The 22,282-nt window shown below is 29.8% G+C and carries 21 protein-coding genes; 15 read left to right on the top strand and 6 right to left on the bottom strand.

The genetic code is table 11. From position 1 onward, the window contains the following. Positions 1-41 precede the first annotated feature (41 nt). From AAH949_RS06625 to AAH949_RS06605, 5 genes are all read left to right on the top strand, one after another. Entirely contained in the window at positions 42-1,037 is a 996-nt protein-coding gene (locus AAH949_RS06625; RefSeq protein ID WP_348518300.1) for a Ppx/GppA family phosphatase, read from the top strand. A 56-nt stretch (positions 1,038-1,093) separates the two neighbouring features. After that, entirely contained in the window at positions 1,094-2,437 is a 1,344-nt protein-coding gene (locus AAH949_RS06620; protein WP_348518299.1) for a 3-deoxy-7-phosphoheptulonate synthase class II, read from the top strand. Beyond that, on the top strand, positions 2,437-2,775 hold the full coding sequence (locus AAH949_RS06615) for an ArsC/Spx/MgsR family protein (protein WP_348519148.1): 339 nt from the start codon (positions 2,437-2,439) through the stop codon (positions 2,773-2,775). The genes AAH949_RS06620 and AAH949_RS06615 overlap by 1 nt, the downstream gene beginning before the upstream one ends. Before the next feature lie 110 nt (positions 2,776-2,885). Continuing rightward, positions 2,886-3,332 carry a hypothetical protein gene (locus tag AAH949_RS06610; RefSeq protein WP_348518298.1) on the top strand — a complete coding sequence of 149 codons (447 nt, stop codon included), beginning with the start codon at positions 2,886-2,888 and terminating at the stop codon, positions 3,330-3,332. A 311-nt stretch (positions 3,333-3,643) separates the two neighbouring features. Next, positions 3,644-3,874 carry a hypothetical protein gene (locus AAH949_RS06605; protein WP_348518297.1) on the top strand — a complete coding sequence of 77 codons (231 nt, stop codon included), beginning with the start codon at positions 3,644-3,646 and terminating at the stop codon, positions 3,872-3,874. Positions 3,875-4,053: 179 nt separating this feature from the next. On the opposite strand, the gene ftsZ is transcribed toward AAH949_RS06605, so the two are convergent. Genes ftsZ through AAH949_RS06590 form a run of 3 tightly spaced genes read right to left on the bottom strand, consistent with a single transcriptional unit; the run spans position 4,054 to position 8,054 of the window. Next, positions 4,054-5,172 carry a cell division protein FtsZ gene (ftsZ, locus tag AAH949_RS06600; protein ID WP_348518296.1) on the bottom strand — a complete coding sequence of 373 codons (1,119 nt, stop codon included), beginning with the start codon at positions 5,170-5,172 and terminating at the stop codon, positions 4,054-4,056. A gap of 12 nt (positions 5,173-5,184) precedes the next feature. Beyond that, the gene (ftsA, locus tag AAH949_RS06595) at positions 5,185-6,573 is read right to left on the bottom strand and encodes a cell division protein FtsA (protein WP_348518295.1); all 1,389 of its coding nucleotides are present in this window, start codon (positions 6,571-6,573) and stop codon (positions 5,185-5,187) included. After that, positions 6,570-8,054 (bottom strand): peptidylprolyl isomerase, encoded by a 1,485-nt coding sequence (locus AAH949_RS06590; RefSeq protein ID WP_348518294.1) that lies wholly within the window; start codon positions 8,052-8,054, stop codon positions 6,570-6,572. Before AAH949_RS06590 ends, ftsA begins: the two co-directional genes overlap by 4 nt. Positions 8,055-8,215: 161 nt before the next feature. On the opposite strand from AAH949_RS06590, the gene rsmH reads away from it, so the two are divergent. Beyond that, the gene (rsmH, locus tag AAH949_RS06585) at positions 8,216-9,136 is read left to right on the top strand and encodes a 16S rRNA (cytosine(1402)-N(4))-methyltransferase RsmH (protein WP_348518293.1); all 921 of its coding nucleotides are present in this window, start codon (positions 8,216-8,218) and stop codon (positions 9,134-9,136) included. Positions 9,137-9,138: 2 nt separating this feature from the next. Next, entirely contained in the window at positions 9,139-9,990 is an 852-nt protein-coding gene (locus AAH949_RS06580; RefSeq protein WP_348518292.1) for a hypothetical protein, read from the top strand. Between the two features lies 1 nt (position 9,991). On the opposite strand, the gene AAH949_RS06575 is transcribed toward AAH949_RS06580, so the two are convergent. Further along, the gene (locus tag AAH949_RS06575) at positions 9,992-10,483 is read right to left on the bottom strand and encodes a hypothetical protein (protein WP_348518291.1); all 492 of its coding nucleotides are present in this window, start codon (positions 10,481-10,483) and stop codon (positions 9,992-9,994) included. Positions 10,484-10,592: 109 nt separating this feature from the next. On the opposite strand from AAH949_RS06575, the gene AAH949_RS06570 reads away from it, so the two are divergent. Together AAH949_RS06570 and AAH949_RS06565 are read left to right on the top strand one after the other, a co-directional pair. After that, entirely contained in the window at positions 10,593-11,567 is a 975-nt protein-coding gene (locus AAH949_RS06570; protein WP_348518290.1) for a glycosyl transferase family 90, read from the top strand. 6 nt (positions 11,568-11,573) lie between these two features. Beyond that, entirely contained in the window at positions 11,574-12,437 is an 864-nt protein-coding gene (locus AAH949_RS06565; protein ID WP_348519147.1) for a D-amino acid aminotransferase, read from the top strand. Here the strand turns inward: AAH949_RS06565 and AAH949_RS06560 are convergent. Beyond that, positions 12,424-13,734, bottom strand: coding sequence for an SH3 domain-containing protein (locus AAH949_RS06560; RefSeq protein WP_348518289.1), 1,311 nt, complete (start codon positions 13,732-13,734; stop codon positions 12,424-12,426). The genes AAH949_RS06565 and AAH949_RS06560 overlap by 14 nt on opposite strands. Before the next feature lie 57 nt (positions 13,735-13,791). On the opposite strand from AAH949_RS06560, the gene AAH949_RS06555 reads away from it, so the two are divergent. Beyond that, complete coding sequence (locus AAH949_RS06555; protein WP_348518288.1) at positions 13,792-15,114, top strand: AAA family ATPase; 1,323 nt, start codon at positions 13,792-13,794, stop codon at positions 15,112-15,114. Further along, positions 15,111-15,722, top strand: a complete 612-nt coding sequence (locus AAH949_RS06550; protein WP_134238067.1) for a flagellar basal body-associated FliL family protein — start codon at positions 15,111-15,113, stop codon at positions 15,720-15,722. The genes AAH949_RS06555 and AAH949_RS06550 overlap by 4 nt, the downstream gene beginning before the upstream one ends. On the opposite strand, the gene lolA is transcribed toward AAH949_RS06550, so the two are convergent. After that, entirely contained in the window at positions 15,719-16,225 is a 507-nt protein-coding gene (gene lolA, locus AAH949_RS06545; protein ID WP_348518287.1) for a LolA-like outer membrane lipoprotein chaperone, read from the bottom strand. The two genes, AAH949_RS06550 and lolA, sit on opposite strands and share 4 nt — an antisense overlap. Positions 16,226-16,329: 104 nt before the next feature. Between lolA and secA the strand changes: the two genes are divergently transcribed. The 4 genes from secA to AAH949_RS06525 all read left to right on the top strand — a co-directional run bounded on the left by secA (position 16,330) and on the right by AAH949_RS06525 (position 22,174). Beyond that, positions 16,330-18,867, top strand: a complete 2,538-nt coding sequence (gene secA / locus AAH949_RS06540) for a preprotein translocase subunit SecA (RefSeq protein WP_348518286.1) — start codon at positions 16,330-16,332, stop codon at positions 18,865-18,867. Next, positions 18,864-20,063: an ABC transporter permease gene (locus AAH949_RS06535; protein WP_134238064.1), complete on the top strand. Its 1,200-nt coding sequence runs from the start codon at positions 18,864-18,866 to the stop codon at positions 20,061-20,063. Before secA ends, AAH949_RS06535 begins: the two co-directional genes overlap by 4 nt. A 109-nt stretch (positions 20,064-20,172) precedes the next feature. Further along, complete coding sequence (gene ccoG, locus AAH949_RS06530) at positions 20,173-21,549, top strand: cytochrome c oxidase accessory protein CcoG (protein WP_348519146.1); 1,377 nt, start codon at positions 20,173-20,175, stop codon at positions 21,547-21,549. Next, the gene (locus AAH949_RS06525; RefSeq protein WP_134238063.1) at positions 21,533-22,174 is read left to right on the top strand and encodes a TetR/AcrR family transcriptional regulator; all 642 of its coding nucleotides are present in this window, start codon (positions 21,533-21,535) and stop codon (positions 22,172-22,174) included. The genes ccoG and AAH949_RS06525 overlap by 17 nt, the downstream gene beginning before the upstream one ends. Positions 22,175-22,282 lie beyond the last annotated feature (108 nt).

The following is a 22,282-nucleotide window of genomic DNA, read 5'->3' as shown; positions in this document are numbered from 1 at the left end:
TATGCTATTATACTTAAAAAATTTGCTTTTTAGGGATAATAATGCTTGGAATTGATCTTGGTTCTAATACTTTGCGTGCTGTTTTGATGGATGAAAATTTCAATAAAATCAAAGAAGTTGAATATATTATAGGTGCTGCTAAAGATCTTAACAAAAGTAGTAATATAGGCTCTGAGGCTATTTTAAATTTAAAAAATGCTTTAAAAGATTTGCTTATAAAGGGTTATGATTTAAAAAATGCTAAGGTCTGCGCAACAGCTGCTTTTCGAAAAGCAAAAAATGCCAGTGAAATTTGCAAAGAAATTTGGGAAGAATTTGGGCTAAAAATTAAAATCATTGACGAAAAAACAGAAGCAAAACTTAGTATTTTAGGTATGAAAGAGGGTTTGAGAAAATTAAATATTTCAAGCAAACAAAAGGCTTTTTGTGATTTAGGTGGTGGATCTTGTGAGCTTTCTTTTGATGAGCTATTTAGAAGTTTTGAATTTGGCATCATTACTTTTTATGAAAAAGCTATTAGAAATAAAACAAATTCCTTCTCAAATCATTTAAATTTTTCCAAAAAAATGTTAGAAAAATTCAAAAAAAATACTCTAAATAAAAGTAGGGATAAAAAATTTATTTTACATTTTTTAATTAAAGACAAAATGCTTAAAAAACTTGCATTTTTAGCTTTTGATGAAGTTATGCACGCTCAAAGACATTTAAGTAAGTTTAAAGGAAAAAACATAGTGTTAAATTCTGGACTTCCCACAAGTTTGCTTTCGATGAAAATGAAAATGAGTTACGAAAATTATCAAGCGAGTAGAATTAATGGAAAAAAAATTTTCTTGCAAGATTTTTTAAATTACGGGATAAAACTTTGGCATATGCCAGAACATAAAGCTCAAATTTGGGTTGGAAAAAACCGAAAAAATTATCTTGTTGCGGGGTGTTTTCTTTTTTATGCTCTTTATAATAGGCAAAAATTTATAGTTATTGATGAGGGTTTAAGAGAAGGAATTTGTATCGCAGGACTTAGAAACTTAAGTATTTGATAATATTTTTTTTAATACAATCAATTCTTTATTATAAATATATTTAAGGATGAAAAATGACTTGGAAAAAAGATTCTTGGAAAAATTATAATATCAAACAACAGCCTATTTATCCTAATGCCATAGAACTTCAAAATACTTTAGATAAGTTGGAAAAATTGCCACCTTTGGTTTTTGCAGGTGAGGTAAGAAATTTAAAAGAAGATCTAACTAAGGTTTCGCGCAAACAAGCCTTTTTGCTTCAAGGGGGCGATTGTGCTGAAAGTTTTGCAAATTTTGGAGCAGTTAATATTAGAGATATGTTTAAGGTATTGTTGCAAATGGCTATAGTTTTAACTTTTGCTGGAGGCTGTCCTATAGTCAAAGTTGGTCGTATGGCGGGGCAATTTGCTAAACCAAGAAGTTCTGATTATGAAGAAATTGATGGAAAAAAACTTCCAAGTTATAGAGGCGATATCATCAACGGTTTTGAATTTAGTGAGCAAGCTAGAGTGGCTGATCCTAAAAGAATGTTAGAAGCTTACTATCAAAGTGCAACTACACTGAATTTACTTAGGGGCTTTGCTAATGGAGGTTTAGCGGATTTGCACGAAGTGCATCGTTGGAATTTGGGTTTTTTAAATAAAAAAGAATTGGCCAATAAATACGATGCTTTAAGTGAGCAAATCACTCAAGCATTAGCCTTTATGGAAGCTTGCGGGCTTAGTTCTCATAATATCCCAAGTCTTAGACAAACGGCATTTTATACTTCGCACGAAGCTTTGCTTTTACCTTATGAAGAAGCTTTAACAAGGGTAGATAGCTTGACAAATGAAATTTATGATTGTTCAGCTCATATGCTTTGGATAGGTGAGCGAACTCGTGATGTAGATGAAGCACATGTGCATTTTTTAAGCGGGGTTAAAAATCCTATAGGAGTGAAAATCGGCCCCAATGCAACAGCACAAGACATCATAAAACTTTCGCAGGCTTTAAATCCAAATAATGAAGAAGGCAGACTAAATATCATCATAAGAATGGGTGCAGATAAAATCGCCTCTGGTTTAACTTCGCTTTATAAAGAGCTTAAAAAAGAAGGTTTAAATATCATTTATAGTATAGATCCAATGCATGGAAACACAGTCAAAGCAGGGAAGTTTAAAACACGCGAATTTGAAAAAGTGATGCAAGAAGTAAGAATGTTTTTTGAAATTTCTATGAGCGAGGGCTTTTATCCTGGTGGCGTACATTTGGAAATGACTGGACAAGATGTAACAGAATGTGTTGGCGGAAGTTTTAATATTACTCAAGAAAGCTTAAATGAGCGTTATGAGACCCAGTGTGATCCAAGATTAAATGCAGATCAGGCTTTAGAGCTTGCATTTTTGATTGCAGATTTAGTAAAAAAGGCTAGAGTATGATAAAAATTTATGGTATTAAAAATTGCAATAGCGTCCAAAAAGGACTTGAATTTTTTAAAAATAAAGGTATTGGCTTTGAATTTTTAGATATTAAAAAAATTGATGAGAGTATCTTAAATTCTTGGCTTGAAAAGAGAAGTTTTATAGAGCTTATTAATAGTGCTGGAACAAGTGCTAAAAAACTGGGTTTAAATAAGGAAAAAATTCAAACTTTGGATAAAGAGGAATTAAAAAAAATCGTTATGTCAAATTTAAGCACGATAAAAAGACCAGTTGTTGAAAAAGAGGGAAAAATTTTTATTGGTAAAGAATATGAAAATTTAGATTTTAAAGGATAAGAATGAAGAAAAAATTAATGGAATTGAGAGATAAATACATTACAGGTATTTCGCGCGCTTTAAAGGAATTTAAGCCTTTGATGTAAGAAATTAAGCCCATATCAAAAGAAATGATTTCTTTAAAAGAAGAACAAAGTCAAAATTCGCAAAAATTTCAAGAGTGTTTGGGCGAAAATAAAGAAGAAATAAAGGCTTTAAAAGCCCAAATTGAACTTGTGGATAAAAGAATTCGAGATATCCAAGCAAGTTTAGCAAATATGGAAATGGCAAGAACTTTGGAATTTCTTTCTCAAAGACAAACTCTGCCAAAAACGAGCAATCTTTCTCATTATATACTTTTTGAATATAGCGATCATATCAGAAGTAGCTTTAGAAATTTGGGTGATTATGTTCAAACTTTTGCTGTAAAAAAGGCTCTTGATAAAATAGAGCAAAATTTCACTTATGAATTTTTTGATCGTGATAATTTTTCCTTTTATAATGGGGGGGGGGTATTGCAATTATGCAAGCCTATTTTGCAAGGAAAAAATCTTTCATACCTAACTCAAGTGTTTTAAGCGTTTTTATTGCAACGCATTTTACAGGTGGAACATAAAATTTTTTAAGACAATTTTTAGCTATAAATCCAGAGCATTTTAAAGATAAGGAAATAGGCTGCAGAGATGACTTTACTTTGGATTTTTGTAAAAATTTAGGTTTAAAATCTTATTTGTCGTGCTGCTTAATTCTTACTTTGCCAAAAAGAAAAACTACAAATTTGCAAAATAAAGTTTTTTTGGTCAATGTCCCAGATAGTTATTTGTAATATTTACCTAAGGAATTACTCCAAAATGCTGAGCGGATTAACCAAAAAGGCGTTAGAAGTGCTTTGGCTAACGAAAAAGAATTTTATGAGCAAATAAAGGCTTTGCTGAAAAGATATGAAAATGAAGCAAAATTAGTCATTGCAATTGCTTTGCATTGTGCTAGCCCTTGTACGGCTATGGGTATACCTGTTGTCTTGCTTGCTGATAATTATAATGAGCAAAAAACTCGCTTTGGTGCTTTAAAAGGCATTGAAAAATTCATACCTTACAAGATTTGCAAGAGCAAAAAGTGAATTTTAATATCAAAGCCCTAGATAAGAAGAGCTTAAAAGCAATATGCTTGAAAATTTAAAATTAAGCATAGCAAAGGTTAAAGGCGAGAAAGTTGATGAACAAAAGCTTGAAAAAATAAGAAATGAAATTGAGAATTTTAATGTTTTAGAAAATTAAAAAGGCGATAAAGCCTTTTTAATTAATCCATTTGGCGGCGTAAAAAAGCAGGGGTTTCCAAATGATTAACCACTTCCTCATCAAAACCACCACTAGCTTTTTTAAAGCTATTCAGATAGCTGGTATTTTTTTCAGCATTTTCTTCTTTTAATGAATGTTTTTCTGAATTTTCGCTTTTATCTTCAAAACCTGTAGCAATGATAGTTACTTCAACCCTATCTTCCATGCTATCATCGGTTGTAGAACCAAAAATGATTTTTGCATTTTCATCAACGATTTCTTCTATGCTAGCTGCAGCAGCTGAAATTTCTATTAAAGAACAATTAGAACTTGTTTTAAAATGCAAAATTACCCCTCTTGCGCCTTTAATATCCATACCATCAAGTAAAGGAGAATGAATGGCATTTGATAAAGCTTCTTCGATGGCATTTTCCCCATTTGCGCTTCCTACACCCATAAGAGCAAGTCCGCGATGACTCATGATTGTTCTAACATCAGCAAAGTCAACATTAATATCGCCATTGTCTAAAAGTATAGAAACCATGCCTTTTACAGCACGTGCTAAAATATCATCTACAAGTTTAAAAGCATCCTTAATCCCTGCTTTTTTATCAATAATGCTTAAAAGTTTTTCGTTTTGAATAACAAGGATAGAATCGCTTTCCTTTTTAAGTTCAGCTAAACCATTTTCAGCAAGTTTTTTTCTTTGTTTTCCTTCAAAAGAAAAAGGCATGGTAATCACAGAAACGGTTAGGGCGCCAATTTCTTTCGCTGCTTGAGCTATGATAGGAGTTGCACCTGTTCCAGTGCCACCGCCAAATCCTGAAGCAATAAAGACAATATCGCTTTGACTAAGACTAGCTTTGATTTCTTCAAAACTTTCTCTAGCGCTTTCAGCACCTATTTCAGGAAGCATACCAGCACCTAGTCCTTTTGTTTTCTTTTCTCCTAATTGAATTTTTGTTTTTGCTAAAGAATTTGATATCGCTTGAGCATCGGTATTGGCTGCAATGAGATCAAGATCGTTAAGTCCCATTTTTATCATGTGGTTTATCATATTTCCACCACCACCACCACAGCCTATTACTTTAATTTTTGCACCTTTTGTGTGCTGCATTTCTTCAACTGAAAATTCGCTCATTTGATCTCCTATTTAGAATTGATTTGTTATTTTATTCCACAGCTTTGAAAAGACATTAGGTTGTTTTTCTTTATCGTTGTGGTTGATTTTTAATTGCTCTTTGCTTGTTATTGTATCATTTTCTGGACCAATTTCATCAGAAAATTCAATTTTTGTTTCATCTTGATTAATTTCTGGGGAAATAATTAATTCTTGTTTGATTTGTTTATTGATATTTTCCGGTTCACCTTTGTAGCGCAATTTCTCGTTAGAATCTAGCTCATAAGGAGTAAAAAATCCTGCTCCATAAAGGCATAATCCTATAGCGCAAGTGTTTTCAGGATCACTAAAAATTTCACCAAAACCCATAATCAAATCTTTTCTAGCACTTGCAAGTCTTACTGATTTATTATCGAAAATAGCAGGAGCCAACTCATCCAAACCGGCTAATTTTGTCATTCCACCTGTTAATACTATGCCCGCTCCTATGTTATTAGCGTAGTGATTGTCGCTTAACATTTTTGCAAGTATCATTAAGGTTTCTTCTGTTCTTGCGTAAATTACATTAGAAACAACATCAATAGTAACATCATTAACTCTTTTTTCATCTCCCATTGCAGGAACCTTAATAAGAGAATTTGCTTGTTGGCTTAAATTTGCATAATTAAGCTTGATTTTTTCCGCTTCTTTTAATGGTGTATGCAAGGCTATGGAAAGATCTTGAGTGATATTTATTGAACCTATTGGAAGGCATTCATTATATCTTATAGAATTTCCTGCATGAACTACCATATCGCAGATTGCTCCACCCATATCAATAAGTACAGCGCCCAATTCTTTTTCGCTTTCATCTAAGCACGCAATTGCTGATGCATAGCCAGATAAAACAATATTATCCACTCTTAAGTCTGCAAGTTCAACGGCTTTTCTAAGGTTTTTAATATGTGATTCTTGCGAAATAACAATATGAGTTGAAACTTCTAAACGGTTTCCGCTCATTCCCAAAGGATCATCTACATGTTCAAGATCGTTGACTTTGAAATTATAAGGCAAAACATGGATGATATCATATCCGCTTGGAAGATTGGCTGTATGCTTTGCGGTAATAACAGCACGGTGAATTTCATGTATGCCTATTTCATGATTTGGGATATTTACAACACCAACACTATCAACACTTTTTGCATAAGCTCCTGAGATAGAAACTACAACTCTATCATAGTGGAGTCCTGACATCATTTGAGCATTTTTTACTGCTTCTTCTATGGATTTAGAAGCAAGTTCTATATTGGTAATTGCACCTTTTTTTACACCGTTAGTTTTAGCTTTCCCAAAGCCAACAACTTTTAAACCTTCTTCATCTTTTTGTGCCAAGATTGCACAAGTTTGTGTTGAGCCTAAATCAATTCCTAAGATATTCAAGATTCACTCCCTTTGTAGTAAATTTCAATAGGATATTTTTTTCTTAATTGTATGATTAAGTCTTTTTTAATTTGTTCTTCTTTGACGATTTTTAGTGCATTTTCTAGCATTGTTTTATTTTCTGCGAGTTTGTTTTCATTGAATAATTTTTGGTTATTGATTTTATAAAGTATAGCTTTATTTGGAAGTAAAACATAGCCTTTGTTTTCTTTCGAGTTAAAAACATTCATTAAGAAAATACTAAATTCAGCATCATCCATAATTTCATTGCCAACTCTTCTTGCGTCCCTTTGCGTGTCTCTGCTTACTGTTCCTATATTTTTTCCATTAAAATTTTCTAAAGCTTGTTTAGCTTGTTCTTCTAATTTTAGCATTGCTTGTTCTTGTTTAAATATGGGAACAAGCTCTTCTTTGGCTTCTTCGTAGGTTTTAACTCTTGCGGGATTAATAGTATTAACTCGAACTATCATATAACCTTCTTTGTAAACAAAAGGTTTTAATATATCTTGGTTTTTTGCTTTGTCAAGTTGCTCAATTGGAAATTCTGTATTCTCTTGGGTAATATTAAGATCATTTTGAAAATTAAGCTCATTTTTTCTTAAAGCTACATAATTTTGATTAGCCTTTGTTTTGGTTGCTTCTAATGCATAGTCTTTTTTTACATCTTCTATAGCAAGTTCAAAGCTTAAAATTTTATCATTAAAGTCTTTGTAGTTGTGCTTGTTTTTTTCATAAAATTGTTTCAAGGTTTCTTCATTGTATGATATTTCATCATTTTTTACAAAATAAGTTGAAATTTCATAGCTTTTTTGTGTGGTAAAATTATTTTTATATTTTTCCCAAGTAGGTTTTAATTTTTCTTCATCTAAAGTAATATTGTTGTAATTTGCATTAATAACGTCAATGCTCAAAATATCTTGCATATAAAAACTAGAGGTAATCATTTTAAGCTCTTCATCGCTAGATTTTATATTAAAAATTTGGGCTAATTTTTGAAGTAAAATATCATTTGCTAAATAAGCCTCAAATTCCTTTGCTTTCATTTGATTAAGCTCTAAGAGTTTATAGTATAAATTTTTATCAAATTGTCCTTTTTCGTTTTGAAATTCTTGTTTTGTGCTTAGGGTTTGAATGATTTCTTCTTCGCTAACGCTTAAACCTAAATCCTTAGCAAAAGAAAGTAAAAGTTTGTCTTCAATAAGATTATTTAAGGCGATAAGATCAAGTTTTTCGGCTTTTGCGCGCTCTGGAGTCAAAGCCCCTTCGTAAATAGCATTGCGTGTTCTATATAAATTTTGATATCTATTTTCAAATTCTTTAATTTTAATTGGCTCTTCTCCTACAAGAGCTACAGATGAACTACGGTTTAAGTTAAAATCATAAGCTCCCCAGCTTACGAATCCAGCTCCAACAAAAGCTATTGCACTAATCCAGATAGTTACAACAAGATATTTCTTATGGCGTTGCATCCAAGTAATCATAATTTTCCTTGTATTTTTTATAAACTTAAAATTCTATCTTAAAAAGTGTTAATTGCAGTTTAATTTTAGCTAAGAATTTGCGAAAATATGTAAAATTTAATAGAAATTCTAAAATCCATACTATATAATTTGAATTTCAAAACTTAAACAAGGTTGATTTTTTGCAAAGTCCACATATTCCTGTTTTATTAAATGAAGTTTTAAATATATTTTCCGATCTTAATGAAGGTGTATTTTTAGATTGTACTTTAGGCTATGCAGGACATAGTTATGAGCTTTTAAAGCATTATCCTAAACTCTATTTGTATGCTTGTGATCAAGACGAAATGGCTTTGGAATTTTCTAAGAAAAAGTTAGCAGATTTTTCGCAAAGAGTGCAAATTATAAAAAGTAATTTTTGTGATATTTTGGATAAAATCGATACGAATAATTTAAAGGGTATTTTAGCAGACATTGGTGTTTCTTCCTTGCAGCTAGATTATAATGAACGCGGTTTTGCTCTTGATTCTGATTTTTTGGATATGCGAATGGATAAAAGTACGACATTAGATGCTAAGATGGTTGTAAATTCTTATTCTAAAGAAAAATTACGGCATATTTTTTTAGAATATGGTGAATTGGAAAATGAAGCAGAAATCATAGCACAAAAGATATGTAAAGCGCGTTTAAATAAAGAAATAACGACGGCAAAAGAATTGGTTGAAATTATAGGAAAGGGGTATTTTAAAGGTAGGAAAGTTTTAAAAGCGATTTTGGTTTTTCAGGCCATTCGTATAGAAGTTAATAATGAGCTTGGAGTTTTAAAGCAATTTTTAGAAAAATTAAAAAAAATAAAACCAAAGGGCTGCAAAGTAGCGATTATTAGCTTTCATTCTTTAGAAGATAGAATGATTAAAAATGCATTTAAAGAATGGAGTAAAAATTGCATCTGTCATGAGATGGCGCTTAAATGTGAATGCGGGAATAATCATAGTTTGGGTAAAATTCTAAGTAAAAAAGCTATAATTGCAAGTAAAGAAGAAATATATTATAATTCACGCTCGAGTTGTGCAAAAATGAGAGTATTTCAATTTTTAGGGTAATAATGACTGAGGATGAGTTTTTAAAAGAAAAGCAAAATATACGCAAAAAAATGCTTCAGTATTCAAGAGCGATCAAGGAAGGTAAAAAGCCTAATTACGATAATATAGAAGATGAAGAGTCTTTAAAAAGCGATGACATTTTAAAAAGAAGAATTAAAACTCAAAAGCACAAGTATGAATTTTTGGATTCTTTAAATACGCAAAATACACAAAAAAAAGCAAGTATTTATTTAAAAGAAGATTTAATTAATGTAAAACTCGAAGAAAAACAGGGTTTGATATCAAAAGTTTTTTCAAGAATTCAAATTAAAAATTTAAAATTGATTAAAAAACAAAAAATAGATGTTAAAAATCAAGCAAATAAAGAAAAACAAAATCCGATAAATTTCATTGAAAAAAGGACTTTAAATTTAAAGAATTTTCTTAGTTTAAAATGCAAAAAGAAATTTATATCTGATTTAAAAATTGCAAATACAAAAATAAAATTTCAAGATAAAAGTCAAAAACAAAATAAAGAAAAATCAGATACACGAATCGAAAATTTATCTTTGGAGCAAAATAATCAAGAAAGCAACTTGCAAACAAAAGATATTTTATTAGAGGGTTATAAAATTGCTACAAAAGAGGATGCAAATTTAAATAAAAATCATCTATTGTTTTCTTTTTTGATTTTAATGTTTTCTTTGGTTGTTTTTATACCTCAAATTTATATAAGGAATAATATTTATTATTTAAGCCGCGATATTGCTGTTTTAAGATCGCAAGAAGCAGTATTAAATGAAGAAAATAAAGAACTTAAAAGGCGTTTAGAAAATATGCGGTTTCAAAATCAAATTTTGGATTATTTGGAGTGATTTAAGAATTTTGAACGATTTTTTCCAACACATATTGTTCTAAAGAATTTTTCGGAATTTCTTCCTTTAAGGCTTGCTTATAGATATTTTCAACTAAATTTGAATATTTTTCATATGGAAAACAAGGAAAATGGATCATCCAAGCTTTTTGTATGAGTTTTTTAGAAATAAGTTTGCGTGTGTAAATTTTGAAAAGATCATAGCCTATAAAAATAGTAGAGGTTACAACAATAGCACTGATTATGCTAATGTGAAAATCTAAAAGAGTAAAAAGATAATGTGTAATTGCAAGAAGTGGTGTTAAGACAATAAGACAAATAAAAGCATATAATAAATAAGAATTAAATACTTTTAATTTATAATTCAATTTTGCAGGATCAACTAGCATTCCTTCATTAAATAAAGCATTGGCTTCTAATAAATCTCTTAAAAGCACGGGCTGTGTTGAAATCTTAAAAAGGAAATTCAAAACGAATGATTCGATTTTTTTCATCAAAATAAACTTTCTGAGTTTTTGGTATAATTTTTTGTTTTGAATTTTATCATAAATAATTATAATTTTTGTGAAATTTTTTAAAATAAAATTATTTAAAGAGAGCGAAATGTCTGATTGTCGTTTTGTAATGAATGTTAAAGGTATTGGCGTTGCTTTAATTCCAAGAATTTTCTTTCAAAGAAAATTAAAGGATATTTTTAGCGATATTTTAAAATACGATGCGAAAAATTTAGCTTATATAAGCGAACGAGTAGGGTATTATAATAAAATTAATTCAGATTTCTCTAAGGATTTACAAGCCTGCCATGAAAAAGAAAAAATAGGCAAACTGCCTTTTAAAAAAACTTCTTTAGCTTATGATGGATATAAGATTAGTAAATATTTTAAAGATGATTTATTGTGGGTGAAAAAATACGGAGATATTAATTGCACTTTTTGCCCCCCCCCAGTCATTTGCAAATCAAGACCTCTTAATGAGAAAAATTATAATAATATCATTTTAAAACTTGATAAAAATAGGCATTTTGTTTTTCTTGAAGATAAAATGAATTTTGAAAATAAGCAAAACAAAGCAGTTTTTAGAGGTGCAATCTATCAAAAGCATAGAAAAGAATTTTTTGAAAGATATTTTGGGAGTTCTTTGTGTGATTTGGGTTGTACTAATAATGATTATAAAATGTGGAGAAAAGGTTTTTTAAGTAAGCAAGAACAAATGAAATATAAATTCATTATTTCTTTAGAAGGCAATGATGTTGCAAGTAATTTAAAATGGGCTTTAAGTTCAAATTCTTTGGTTTTATCGCCTAAGATGACTTGTGAAACTTGGTTTATGGAGGGAAAGCTTGTTCCTAATGAGCATTTTATTTTGGTCGATGAAAATAATTTAGAAGAGCAAATTTGTTATTATAACGCACACCCTAAAAAGGCATTACAGATCATACAAAATGCCCATGAGTATATTGAGCAATTTTTAGATGAAAAGAGAGAATTTTATATTGGAATTTTAGTTTTGGCTAAGTATTTTTATTACTCAAATCAGCTAGAATTAGATAAAGATATTTTAGAACTTATAAAAGGATAAAAAATGATGCAAGAAAAGGAAATGATTTTTTTAAATGGTGAGTTTTTAAAGTCTTGCGAGGCAAAAGTGAGTGTTTTTGATAGGGGTTTTATTTTTGGAGACGGAATTTATGAGGTAATACCTGTTATCAAAAGTAAAATGGTTGATAAGGAAGAGTTTTGGGAGAGATTTAAGCGTAGTTTAGAGGCAATACAATTGGTTTTGCCTTATGAAAAAGAAGAATTTGAAAATATTTTAAAAGAGTTAATCAATATAAATTCTCTTAAAGAAGGCGGAATTTATATACAAATAACGCGTGGAGTTGCTTCAAGGGATTTTGCTTTTTTAAAAGGTTTAAAACCCACTGTGATGGCTTTTGTGTTTGAAAGCAAAGTGCTTGATAATGAGTTAAAAGATAAAGGCATTAGTATTGTTAGCGTGAGTGATATAAGATGGAAAAGACGCGATATAAAATCTATTTCGCTTTTAGCACAATGTATGGCAAAAGAAAAGGCTGTTGTGGCAAATGCTGATGAGGCTTTTATGATTGAAAATGGTAAGGTAAATGAGGGTTCGAGTTCTTCAGCTTTTATCATTAAAAACAAAACTTTAATTACCAAGCCTTTTTCAAATGAAATACTGCCTGGAATTCGTCGTAAAAATATTTTAAAATTTGCTAAAGAAGTTGGGCTTATGATTGAAGAAAGAGCCTTTAGTATGGATGAAGTTTATGAGGCTGATGAGGTTTTTATTTCTGCAGCAACCCTTTTGCTAGTGCCTGTGATTAAAGCTGATGGTAAGTTGATTAATGATGGAAAAATTGGCGAATTTGTTCCAAAACTTCGTCAAAAATATGTAGAGAAAATTTTAGCAGAAGCTAATGAGAATTGATATTTTGAAGATAATTTGAAATTTCTTCTTTTTCTTCTTGGCTTAAAGATAAAAAACTTACCGCACTAAGTCTTGAAATAAATAAATCTTTGCTATCGACTTCTTTCTTGTCGCTAGCAATATCAAGTGTTGTAATGGCATTTTTGGCGATTAATAAGCGTCCATCATCTTTTGTTTTAACGCCCCAAGCACTATGCAGGGCTAAAATATCATCATTAATAGTCCCCGCATAAAGCATAATATGACCTTTCATATAAAGTAGAGTTAAATAAGTCTTGGCGTATTTCTTGAGGAAAATTTGTTTTTGTTGATTGCTTAATTTGCTGATATTAAATTGGGTAAAATATTCACTTTGTGCTTTTGAATTTCGTGGCATATATAATCCAAAAGGAGCAAAGACATCTCTTAAAAATAAAGAGCAATCTCTTTCATAGTTATATCCTCCCCATCCATAAGGCAAAGCTAGAAGCTGAGTGAGTTGAGATTTTAAATTATTCTCATTAAATTCCAAAGGAAATTTTACCGCTTTTGATTTTGGAAATTTAAATTTTAAAGAACCAATTTTTCCAAAATAAAAATTTTTATCTTCACTATAATAAGGATATAAAGCTCCAATACGGGTTTGAAATATGAAGTTATCGTCTTTATCATAAATAGGAAATTTGTCCTTCAAAGGAGTGATGAAATTTAAATTTTCATAAATTTTTGCTCTTTTGTCGCTAAAAAATTCTATATTTTGCGCAGGGATAAAACCCCAGCCACTTTCAGTATTAACGAAAACAAAGCGTTTATCTAGAGTATAATGAGATACTAAAATGGCACTTGCGATATTAAGAACAGAATCTTGAGCATAATCAAAAGGTATCCCTTCGCCTTGCTTAAAAGGATCAAGTAAGATAGGAGTATCCACGGGCAAGTTTTTTAGTAAGGAATTTTTAATTACAAGTGCTTTTTTGTTGATTTTTAAAAAATCTTTTGCATTGGCATTTGTGATTTGTTTTTCAAACCAAGTTTTTGGAATTTTTTGTTTATTAAAGAAATAAAATTCTTTTTGAGTATTCATATAGAAATTAAAAGACCAAAAGATTTGCTCTGGATTTTTGTGGGTGATTTTCATATGCCAAGGAGAAAAAAAGTTTTTTTTATAATTATTTAAAGAAAAGGTTTGGTTTTTGTCAAGAGCTGGCAAGATATTAATATCTTGTTGATATTTAAAATCCAAATAATTAGAAGTCAGTTTTTTATTGGAACAAGAAGTCAAAAAAATACAAATAATAAAAAGAAAAAAGTATTTCATTATGCTCGCTTTAGTTTTTAAAATATAAGATATAATTATAACTAAGGAATAAAAACAATGACGGATAAAATTTTAAAATTTTTAGAAAAAGATCATATTTTTTTGAGTGGCGGCGCTGGGGTTGGAAAGTCTTATTTGACTTTAGAAGTTAAAAAAACTTATAAAAATAAGGGTAAAAATGTTGTAGCTTTGGGTTCTAGTGCAATTTCAGCTTTGAATATTTGTGGAGTTACCTTGCATAGTTTTTTTGCCTTAGGCCGTTGTTTGAATTTTGATGAATTAATGGTTTATGATAGAAAACAAAAGGATAAGTTGATTAAACTTAGGAAAATTTTAAAAAAGACGCATTTGATTATCATTGATGAAATCTCTATGGTTAGCGCAAGCGTTTTTGAAATGATTTATTATAGACTTAAAAATTCTGAATTTGATGGAAAATTACTTGTTGTGGGGGATTTTTTTCAATTACCTCCTGTAGTAAAAACTGAAGATAAATCTTTATTTACTCAGGGTTTTTATGCCTTTGATTCTTTTGCGTGGAGAGATTTTGCATTCATAAATCTTGGTTTAAATAATGCAAAACGAACCAATAATATTCAATTTTACTCTCATTTATCCGCTTTGCGAAAGGGATTTTTAGATGAAGAAATTGTGTCTTATTTTCAAAATTTTATTACCCAAGAAATAGGCTTAAATAATGATTATACTTTGCTTTGCGGGATAAATAAAAAGGCGGATTTAATCAATGAGCAAGAGCTTGAAAAACTTCATTCAAAACCCATAATTTTGAAATCAAAATTAATTAAAATTGATGAAAAATTAGATGATTTTATTTTGATTAACTGGGTTAAGAGTCTTAATGTGGCCGAAGAACTGAAGGTGAAAATTGGGGCTAAGATTATTTTTTGTATTAATAATTTTGATGCAGGATATTATAATGGAGAGCAAGGGATTATTAGTGATATTATTGAGCAAGAGGATCAAATTTATTTAAAAATTCGTAAAAGCAATAATCAAGAAATTATCCTTGAACCATATGCTTTTGCTCTTGAAGAATTGAATTTGCAAGAGGATAAAATTGATGAGCAAATTCGTGCTAAAATGATACAATTTCCTATCAAACTTGCTTATGCTATTACCATACACAAATCGCAAGGAATGAGTATAGAAAAATTAATTTGTGATATAGATAATATTTTTGAGAACGGCCAACTTTATGTGGCGCTTTCTAGAGCGATTGATCCAAATTTTTTAAGAATTTTTTATTCAAAAAATATGGATTTTAAATTATATTTTAAACAAATTTTAAAATTTGATATAAAAGTATTAGAGTTTTACAAACAAACGCATTTTTTAAATTTAGAAGAAGGGATAATATGAAGATTTTATTATGTTTATTTATAAGCGTTTTAGCACTAAAGGCTTTGGTGATAGAAAACTTTAGAACAGATTTGTATTCTAAAAGCACAATAAATGCGTTGAAAAAAATTGAAATGACTTTGGAATTTGAAGGGCAAAATTTAGAGCAAAATAGCGCCAAAATTAAAGACAGTATTAATACTGTGATTTCGAGTTTTTTTTATGAAGATATTTTTACAGAACTTGGGAAAAATAAATTTAAAGAAACGCTTATAAAATTTATAAATAAAAAATATAAATTGCAGATTAAAAATATTTATTTCATTTCTTTAAATGGGGTAAAAGAATTTGATTTGGAAGAGTTTAAGCGTTTTTTGCAAAATATTGATGAAAAAAATGAGATAAAAGGCACAAAACCTAAAGAAGAAATTCAGAAAATGCAAAAAAATCAACCCTTTAAAATCAAACAAATTGATACTCTTTTTCAAGATGAAAATGGAAGCGACGATATAAATTTACCTAGTTTAAAAGAAAAATTAAACGAACAAATTTTAAAGCAATTAGAAAATAATCAAAGTGTAGAAAAAAATTCCACAGGCTTTGATATAAAATTTGATCCTACTAATTAATAAATTGTGTCATAGTGTGGCGGGATTTTTGCTTCAAAAATTTGTTTATCAATAATCTCGTCGCGCTTGACATTGTTTAAAACAATAGTAATGATATTTTCTAGCTCGTCTTGATAAGAGATGCTTTTGATTTCATCATTTTCTAGGGTAATTTTATAAGTTATATTTTGATATTTTGCCTCATAAAGATTTGTATCAATTTTTGTGGCTTGTTTGAAAATTTTACTTAAATTAGGTAGGGTTTGAAGTTTGGCGAAAATGACTTGTTCTAGATCGTGTTCAATGATGATAATTTCATTGTTTTGGATATAGATTTGTTTATTGCTAGGATAGGTGTAATTCCAAAAAGCTTGATTTTGCGTTAAAATGAAATTGCCTTTATACTCAATTGAATTTGATTTTGAATCTACTCTTTGTAAAAAATCACTCGAAAAAGTTTTGAATTTAGGATCAAAAGCTAAAATTTTTACACCGATCAAGATAAGAAAAAATAAAATTTTCATTGATTTGCTCCAAAAAATAACAAATTTTAAAGATATTCTAGCTAAGATTAATTAAATAAAAGTTATAATCACAACTTATGAAATTTAAATGAAAAAGGTTAAAGATGTTTTTAAATATTGTAAAAGCAATTTTTGGAACAAAAAACGCTAGAGCTATAAAAAAATACTTTAAAAGAGTAGCGCAAATAAATGCTTTAGAAGAAAAATATCAAAAGCTTAGCGATGAGGATTTAAAAAAAGTTTTTGCGGATTTAAAAGATAAGGTAATCAAAGAAAATATAAGTTTGGATAGTATTTTAAATGATGTTTTTGCTATCGTTAGAGAGGTGGGTAAAAGGACGCTAAATATGCGTCATTTTGATGTGCAATTGATTGGCGGTATGGTTTTGCATGAAGGTAAGATTGCAGAAATGAAAACAGGGGAAGGTAAAACTCTTGTGGCTACTTTACCAGTAGTTTTAAATGCTATGAGTGGCAAGGGTGTGCATGTTGTAACCGTAAATGATTATTTAGCTAAAAGAGATGCAGAGCAGATGAGTGCAATTTATAATTTCTTAGGTTTTAGCGTTGGCGTTATTTTGTCTAATCAGTTTAATGATGAGGCAAATAGGCAAGCTTATAATTGCGATATCACTTATGGGACCAATAATGAATTTGGTTTTGATTATTTGCGCGATAATATGAAATTTTCAAAGGCAGAAAAAGTTCAAAGAGAGCATAATTTTGTAATTGTTGATGAGGTGGATAGTATTTTAATTGACGAGGCAAGAACTCCTTTAATTATTAGTGGTCCAGCAAATAGGACTTTAGATGGCTATATCAAGGCTAATGAAGTAGCTAAGCAAATGAAGCGTGCACAAGCGGTTTTACCTCCTGAAAAACCTGAAGGCGATTTTGTTGTAGATGAAAAAAATAGAACTATACTTATCACTGAAGAGGGCATTTCAAAGGCTGAAAAATTGTTTGGTGTTGAAAATTTATATAGCCTTGATAACGCTATTTTGGCCCATCAACTTGATCAAGCTCTAAAAGCTCATAATCTTTTTGAAAAAGATGTGCATTATGTTTTAAGAAATAATGAAGTTGTAATTGTAGATGAATTTACGGGTCGTTTAAGCGAAGGACGCCGTTTTAGCGATGGACTTCATCAAGCTTTAGAAGCTAAAGAAAATGTAAAAATTCAAGAAGAAAGTCAAACTTTGGCTGATATCACTTTCCAAAATTATTTTAGAATGTATAAGAAATTAGCCGGTATGACAGGGACGGCACAAACTGAAGCGACGGAATTTTCTCAAATTTATAATTTAGATGTTATCTCAATTCCTACAAATATTCCTATTAAAAGACAAGATAAAGATGATTTAATTTATAAAACTCAAGATGAAAAATTTAAGGCTGTTATTGAAGAAATTAAAATAGCTCATAAAAAAGGACAGCCTGTGCTTGTAGGAACTGCAAGCATTGAAAGAAGTGAGGTTTTTCATAATATGCTTGTTAAGGAAAGAATCCCCCACCATGTCTTAAATGCGAAAAATCACGAACAAGAAGCCTTAATCATACAAGATGCGGGTAAAAAAGGCGCAGTAACTATTGCTACAAATATGGCAGGTCGTGGTGTAGATATAAAGATCGATGATGAAATAAGGGCTTTGGGTGGACTTTATATCATAGGTACAGAAAGACACGAGAGTCGTAGAATTGATAATCAGCTCCGTGGTCGTGCGGGAAGACAAGGTGATCCAGGTATTAGTCGTTTTTATTTAAGTGTAGAAGATAATCTTTTAAGAATTTTTGGCGGTGATCGCATTAAAAATATTATGGAGCGTTTAGGGATAAAAGAGGGTGAACATATAGAATCAAGCATAGTTACAAGAGCGGTTGAAAATGCACAAAAAAAGGTTGAGAGTTTACATTTTGAAAGCAGAAAACACTTGCTTGAATATGATGATGTAGCAAATGAGCAAAGAAAAACTATTTATCACTATCGTAACGAACTTTTGGATGAAGAATTTGATATCCGTGCAAAAATCAGTCAAAATATTTCTGAATATAGTGTAAATTTAATAAATGATGCAATGAATGGTGTAAATGAAAATTTTGATTTTGAAAAAATAAAACAGAGGGTTTTGCATGAATGTTCTGTGGAACTTTTAGAACAAGACTTTTTGAATTTAAGCGCAGTGGAAATTGAATCAAAATTAAATGAAAAGCTAGAAAATGCTTATAATGAAAAAATGAAAGATGTCCCAAGTGTAGAACTTAGACGCATTGAAAGAATTTTATATCTTCAAGTTTTAGATAATGCTTGGCGTGAACATTTGTATCAAATGGATGTTTTAAAAACTGGAATTGGACTTCGTGGATATAATCAAAAAGATCCACTTGTTGAATATAAAAAAGAAAGTTATAATCTTTTCTTAGAGCTTGTAGAGCGTATTAAATTTGATAGTATTAAATTGCTTTTTAGTATTGTTTTAACCAGAGAAAATCAAGGTGAAAATTTGGAAAATGAAGAAAATCAAAGTATTTCAAATCAAGATTTTAAAAGAGTTCCAAGAAATGCACTTTGTCCTTGTGGAAGTGGCAAGAAATTTAAAGAATGTCATGGTAAAAGTGGTCCTAAACAAGGAATTTTAGCTTGAAAAAAAGCGTTTTAAGATATCTGCTTTTTAAATATTTGCGCTTTGACAAAGAGCAACCTTTTATCATGCTTTCTATGCTTTTGGCTTTTTTAGGAGTTTGTGTAGGGCTTTGTGTTTTGCTTGTTGCAATGGCTATCATGAATGGTTTTGATAAAGAGTTTGAAAAACGCTTTTTTGTAATGAATTATCCTATTACCATTGTGCCAAAATTTTATGCACAAGTTGATGATGCTTTGGTTGATAAGCTAAAACAACAATTTCCAAATTTGCTTTTTAGTCCATATATTAGCACTCAAGTTATTATTAAAGGGACTAATCGTTTTGAAGGGGGAGTATTATTTGGAGTTAAATTTAAAGATGAAGTTAAAATTAATGAAGTAATACAAAAGGCTATTGGTGACCAAGAATTAACGGATTTTGATATTGTAGTTGGTTCTGCACTTGTGGATAGTTTTTCTTTGTCTAAAAATGATAAATTATCCTTAATATTTTCAAATTTAAACGCCAGTGGTTTTTCTTTAATTCCGCAAACCAAACGTTTCGATGTAAAAGCGAAGTTTCATTCAGGATTGTTGTTCTATGATAAGGCTTATATGTATGCAGATGTGGATGCTTTACGCAAGGTTTTATCTTATAGCAACGGCTATGATGGCATACATGTATATTCACAAAAGCCATTTGATGATGTGAAAAAAATTCAAGATTTTTTAGGAAATAATTATGCAAGTTTTGGTTGGTGGGAAAATAATCAAAATTTCTTTGCTGCATTGGCTTTGGAAAAAAGGGTGTTATTTATTGTTTTAATGCTGATTATTTTAGTTGCTAGTTTGAATATAGTCAGTTCTTTATTGATGTTAGTGATGAATAGACGCTCTGAAATTGCTTTATTATTGGCACTTGGAGCGAGCAAAATTGAAATTAAAAAAAGTTTTTTTATTTTGGGTATTTTTATAGGCGGAAGTGGTATGGTGGTGGGTACTTTACTTGCCTTTATTGTTTTGGGAATTTTAGGAAATTTTAATATTATAGAACTTCCAGCAGATGTTTACGGATCTAGTCAATTGCCTTTAGATTTGTCTGTAGTTGATTTTATTTTAACTCTTTTGGGTTCTGCTGTCATTGTAGCTTTGTCCTCTTATTATCCTGCTAAAAAAGCAACTGAAGTAAGTATTTTAGATACTTTAAGAAACGAGTGATTAAAATTGTAACAGCTAATATTTTTTTGCTAAAACTAAAAAATTTTTTTAGTTTTAAAGAGTTATAATATAAGCATTTTTAAGTTCATATAAAGGTATTTTTATGCAAATGAGTAAGATAACAAATTATGTTTTAAAAAGGTATTGGTGGTATGGTTTAACAACTATTGTGATTTTTGTATTGCCTTTTATTACCATTAATGGCAATCACTTTTTTTTACTCAGTTTTGATCATAAGAAACTTAATTTATTATTTACTGCATTTGATACGCAAGAGTTATATCTCATGCCCTTTGTTCTTATTGGTTTATTTTTAACTATATTTTTTGTTACAACTTTAGCTGGTAGGGTTTGGTGTGCGTGGAGTTGTCCACAAACTATCTTTAGGGTAATTTATAGGGATTTAATTCAAACAAAAATACTCGGTATTCGCAAAAGCATTCAAGATAAACAAAAAGAATATTCGGGCGATTATATAAAAAAAATTATAGCCGTATTGTTGTTTTATTGTATCTCTATCATTGCTGTGAGTAATTTGCTTTGGTATTTTATACCGCCTGAAGATTTTTTTGTATATATACAAAATCCTAGTGAGCATTTGTTGCTTATGGGAATTATCTTTTGCGCTTCTTTATTTTTGACTTTAGATGTAACTTATTTGGCGGAAAAATTTTGTGTTTATGTTTGTCCTTATGCAAGAATTCAATCAGTAATGTTTGATCGGCATACTGTGCAAGTGATTTATGATGATCAAAGAGGCGGAGTAGTGTATGATGGTAAAACTAAGCTTTATAAAAAACCACCAGAAGGCGAATGTATAGGTTGTGAAGCTTGTGTAAGTGTATGTCCTACACATATTGATATTAGACAAGGAATGCAGCTTGATTGTATTAATTGTCTTGAGTGTGCTGATGCATGTTCTAAAATTCAAGCTAAATTTAATCGTCCAAGTTTAATTAATTGGACTAGTTCAGAAGCCATAAAAACAAGACAAAAAGTAAAATATTTTAGATTTAGAACTGTTGCTTACAGTATTGTTTTACTTATAGCATTAATTGCTTTAATTTTAATGAGTCAAACTAAAGAAAATATGCTTTTAAATGTCAATCGTAGTAGCGAACTTTATAGCATAGAAAACAAACAAAATGGCTTAGAAATTACCAATGCATATACCCTTTTATTTCAAAATACTGATAATAAAACTCATGAGTATTATTTTGATGTTCAAATTCAAGGAAGTAATGAGCAAAATATTAAAATTGTGCGTCCAAGTGCTCCATTTAAGTTAGAGGCAAATGCAAAAGCTAAAAAAATAGTTGTTTTAAAGGCTATAAAGGAATTGGCTAGTGATGATAAAAAAGACAGTATTATCCCTATAATTATTACAGCTTATGCCATAGATGATAAAGAACGCATTGTTGTTAAAAGAAATTCTATTTTTGTTTATCCAAAAACAACGGAGTTAGAGCGTGCAAGAGCAAAATAAACCTTTGACAAAGAAAAATCTTGCTCGTAGAGAAAAGATCAAAGCCATTGCCTTGCAGCTTTTTTTACAAAAAGGTTATGATGAAACAAGTTTAAGTGAGATTATTAAGCAGGCAAATGGTTCTTTTTCAAATATTTATGATTTTTTTACAAATAAAGAAGGTTTATTTTTTGAAATTTTAAGTGATTTATGCAAAGAACACGCTGAATTAATATCATTTAAAATGGGAGATATTTACAGTAACGAGTTGGAAGATGTTTTGCGATCTTTTGGAATGGTTTTTGTAGAAATTTTTAATCAAACTCAAGTCATTTCCATAGGAAAGATTATTTTTTCGAGAGTTTATGATAGTAAGCAACGGCTCGCTAAATGGCTAGATGATGACGATAAAATGTTTGCCAGAAATGTTTTGAATGATTATTTTTCCAAAAGTACGAACAATTTTATAGCTAATAATGCAAAAAAACTTTCGGAAATTTTTTGCACTATGCTTATACAGCCCTTTCATAATCTTCATATTTTAACAGATTTAGCTCCTATGAATAAGGCAGAGCAAGAAGAACATGTGGATTTTGTTGTAAGGTTGTTTTTAAATGGAATTCCTACCGGAAATTTTGAAAAATAAAATTCACACAAAATTCACTTTAAAAAGGTAGAGTTTGAAATTAGGAATGCTATTTGCTAACTATTAATCAAATTTAATATAGAATTTGCGTCAATATATTTTTGTAAT

The organism is Campylobacter sp. CCS1377 (assembly GCF_040008265.1).
Classification (GTDB): Bacteria; Campylobacterota; Campylobacteria; order Campylobacterales; family Campylobacteraceae; genus Campylobacter_D.
This window is presented reverse-complemented; position numbering and strand designations above follow the sequence as displayed.

What these genes read in the sequence shown, in the direction of transcription:
- lolA (WP_348518287.1), bottom strand. Translation starts at nt 16,225, where the DNA reads ATGAAAATTTTATTTTTTCTTATCTTGATCGGTGTAAAAATTTTAGCT.
- AAH949_RS06610 (WP_348518298.1), top strand. Translation starts at nt 2,886, where the DNA reads ATGATTTCTTTAAAAGAAGAACAAAGTCAAAATTCGCAAAAATTTCAA.
- AAH949_RS06555 (WP_348518288.1), top strand. Translation starts at nt 13,792, where the DNA reads ATGACGGATAAAATTTTAAAATTTTTAGAAAAAGATCATATTTTTTTG.
- AAH949_RS06625 (WP_348518300.1), top strand. Translation starts at nt 42, where the DNA reads ATGCTTGGAATTGATCTTGGTTCTAATACTTTGCGTGCTGTTTTGATG.
- AAH949_RS06590 (WP_348518294.1), bottom strand. Translation starts at nt 8,054, where the DNA reads ATGATTACTTGGATGCAACGCCATAAGAAATATCTTGTTGTAACTATC.
- AAH949_RS06550 (WP_134238067.1), top strand. Translation starts at nt 15,111, where the DNA reads ATGAAGATTTTATTATGTTTATTTATAAGCGTTTTAGCACTAAAGGCT.
- AAH949_RS06565 (WP_348519147.1), top strand. Translation starts at nt 11,574, where the DNA reads ATGCAAGAAAAGGAAATGATTTTTTTAAATGGTGAGTTTTTAAAGTCT.
- AAH949_RS06620 (WP_348518299.1), top strand. Translation starts at nt 1,094, where the DNA reads ATGACTTGGAAAAAAGATTCTTGGAAAAATTATAATATCAAACAACAG.
- AAH949_RS06560 (WP_348518289.1), bottom strand. Translation starts at nt 13,734, where the DNA reads ATGAAATACTTTTTTCTTTTTATTATTTGTATTTTTTTGACTTCTTGT.
- AAH949_RS06575 (WP_348518291.1), bottom strand. Translation starts at nt 10,483, where the DNA reads ATGAAAAAAATCGAATCATTCGTTTTGAATTTCCTTTTTAAGATTTCA.
- ftsZ (WP_348518296.1), bottom strand. Translation starts at nt 5,172, where the DNA reads ATGAGCGAATTTTCAGTTGAAGAAATGCAGCACACAAAAGGTGCAAAA.
- ccoG (WP_348519146.1), top strand. Translation starts at nt 20,173, where the DNA reads ATGAGTAAGATAACAAATTATGTTTTAAAAAGGTATTGGTGGTATGGT.
- AAH949_RS06570 (WP_348518290.1), top strand. Translation starts at nt 10,593, where the DNA reads ATGTCTGATTGTCGTTTTGTAATGAATGTTAAAGGTATTGGCGTTGCT.
- secA (WP_348518286.1), top strand. Translation starts at nt 16,330, where the DNA reads ATGTTTTTAAATATTGTAAAAGCAATTTTTGGAACAAAAAACGCTAGA.
- AAH949_RS06580 (WP_348518292.1), top strand. Translation starts at nt 9,139, where the DNA reads ATGACTGAGGATGAGTTTTTAAAAGAAAAGCAAAATATACGCAAAAAA.